Genomic DNA, 2437 nt, shown 5'->3' on the forward strand with positions numbered 1-2437 from the left:
AAGTTGCTTTTTCTTCCGTTGACATCATCTTTTTTCAGCATGTAGTTGTTTTCTAACTACATGCTTTTTTACCGTATTTGCTTGATGCGTGAGTCAGCTACATAAAAGGTTACAAAGAAAATGGTAAGCAATTATTGATGGGAAAGATTTGGTAGTGGTATTGGCTTCAAATATTATTTCTATCATTTACAAGCTCCTTTGATTATTCTGAATAATTGATAAATGCTATAATGATAGCATTGTAGAAAGTAAGGGAGGATTTCATAATGGAGCTTAATTTAACAGGGAAAGTAGCAATTATAACAGGATCGAGTAAAGGAATTGGCTATTACACGGCCATGCAGCTTGTCAAAGAGGGGGCACAGGTTGTTCTATGCGCACGTGGGGAAAAACAGCTGCAAGTGGCTGCTGGATGTATAAAAAATGAAACAGGCGTAGATGTTTTAATTGTTCCAACTGATATTACAAAAGAAAAAGATTGTAAGTATCTAATTGAGCGTACTGTCGAACATTATGGACGTGTTGATATACTTATTAATAATGCGGGTACAGCTTCAGCAAATCCCTTTGAATCGGTGAGTAGTGAGCTGTGGCAAGCAGATTTAGATTTAAAGGTATTTGGAGCTATTCATTGTTCAAAATATGCTGCGCCATATATGCGTAAGGCTGGGGGCGGTGCAATCGTTAATGTGACAGCCGTGATGGCTAAAACTCCACCTGCAAGCTCACTTCCTACTACTGTGAGTCGTGCTGCAGGGCTTGCCTTGACAAAAGCGATGAGCAAGGATTTAGGGAAGGATAATATTCGAGTAAACTCTGTATGTATAGGACTTATTCGTAGTGATCAAATCGAAAAGAAATGGAAAAAGGAAGAACCAAATTTATCGTGGGAAGAATATTCTCGTAAAGTGGGGCAAGCTATTCCACTTGGTCGTGTAGGTGATACGCAAGAAGCCGCAAACGTTATCACTTTTTTAGTATCTGATGCGGCAAGTTATGTTACAGGAACTGCTGTTAATATTGATGGTGGCTCTGGTCACGCATTATAAAGAGGCTAATATTTTTGAAGAAAAGAAATTTTAATGATTGCGAATTAAAATGTGATAAGACAAACTCTATATGTATCTTATTGATTATGAAGAAAGCCTTGCGCTTTCTTCTTTTCTATTGTTTTTCTAAAATTATAATAGACAGAAAATTCCTGCAGATGTAGAATGAACGATATAGGGGGTGAAAAGTGGCGAAATGTTGAACGAAAATTTTGCTGCATTGTTGTTACGAGTTGTTCGGATTATTGTTCAAATTGGGATACTTACTATTTTCTATTATATGGGGGTAGGCATTGTTTCTTATTTGCACATTCCTCTTCCTGGAAGCGTCATTGGATTATTGCTATTAGCACTTTCACTCAATTTTAAACTAATTAAGGTCGAATATATACAAGATGGAGCGGGCTTTTTAATTGGCATCTTAACGTTGTTTTTCATTCCAGCAACTGTAGGTGTTATTGATTACCCAGAACTCATGACAATCACTGGTCTACTTATTATTTTAGCAGTTATTGTTAGTACGTTAATCTCTATCTATGTTACAGGATTGCTGACACAACTCATTGAAAAAAGAGAAATAGCGAAAAAAGAAAGCTCGAAAACTACGGTGGAAGAAGGAAAGGGGGAGTTAACTGTTGATTGAAGCACTTGTTGTTCTTAGCACCATTATCCTGTTCATTTTATTTACAAAGCTCTATCAACGATTTCCTCATCCTATCATGATTCCCTTGGTCACCACTACGATTGTCAGTGCAGTGATCTTACTTGTTTTTGATATTCCATATACAACTTATATGGAAGGTGGGGAATGGCTTCAGAAAATGCTTGGGCCAGCTGTTGTGGCACTTGCATATCCTCTCTATAATCAACGAGCCATTATTATGAAATATAAGTATTCTATTTTATCAGGGCTTTTAATCGGCATGATAACAGGCTTGGTGACCATTTTTGTGTTACTAAAATGGATTGGTGTAACATCTAGCTGGATGCTGACGGCCTTACCTAAATCGTTAACAACGCCTGTTGGGATGCAAGTGAGCGAAACGATTGGTGGCATTCCCCCTTTAACAGCTGTTTTCGTCATGATTGCGGGGTTTGTAGGGGCCATTATCGGACCATTAGTCATTAAGTATGGCAAAATCGACTCTGCTGTTAGTAGAGGTGTGGCAGTAGGTAGTGCTTCACATGGCGTAGGTCTTGTAAAATTAAGAGAATATGGGGAACAGGAATTATCAGTTGGTTCCTTATCAATGGGCTTAACGGCTGTTATCGGAGCATTCTTCTGTCCTTTATTTGTATATTTATTTTTATAATACAATTGTCGCTTCGTGTAAAAAGGAGTTGTTGAAAAAAGATGATGTCAACTACAGAAAAGCAATTTTGCAAGG

The 2437-nt window shown here is 37.7% G+C and carries 3 protein-coding genes; all 3 read left to right on the plus strand.

The window, feature by feature from the left end:
* Nucleotides 1–266 precede the first annotated feature (266 nt).
* The 3 genes from ACEVFT_RS01585 (at nucleotide 267) to ACEVFT_RS01595 (ending at nucleotide 2362) form a co-directional block, all read left to right on the plus strand.
* Nucleotides 267–1049 carry an SDR family NAD(P)-dependent oxidoreductase gene (locus tag ACEVFT_RS01585; protein WP_004224740.1) on the plus strand — a complete coding sequence of 261 codons (783 nt, stop codon included), beginning with the start codon at nucleotides 267–269 and terminating at the stop codon, nucleotides 1047–1049.
* A 196-nt stretch (nucleotides 1050–1245) separates the two neighbouring features.
* The gene (locus tag ACEVFT_RS01590; protein WP_342442613.1) at nucleotides 1246–1692 is read left to right on the plus strand and encodes a CidA/LrgA family protein; all 447 of its coding nucleotides are present in this window, start codon (nucleotides 1246–1248) and stop codon (nucleotides 1690–1692) included.
* Complete coding sequence (locus ACEVFT_RS01595; RefSeq protein ID WP_393947765.1) at nucleotides 1685–2362, plus strand: LrgB family protein; 678 nt, start codon at nucleotides 1685–1687, stop codon at nucleotides 2360–2362. The genes ACEVFT_RS01590 and ACEVFT_RS01595 overlap by 8 nt, the downstream gene beginning before the upstream one ends.
* The last annotated feature ends 75 nt before the right edge of the window (nucleotides 2363–2437 follow it).

Source organism: Lysinibacillus sp. PWR01 (genome assembly GCF_043359455.1).
Classification (GTDB): Bacteria; Bacillota; Bacilli; order Bacillales_A; family Planococcaceae; genus Lysinibacillus; species Lysinibacillus fusiformis_F.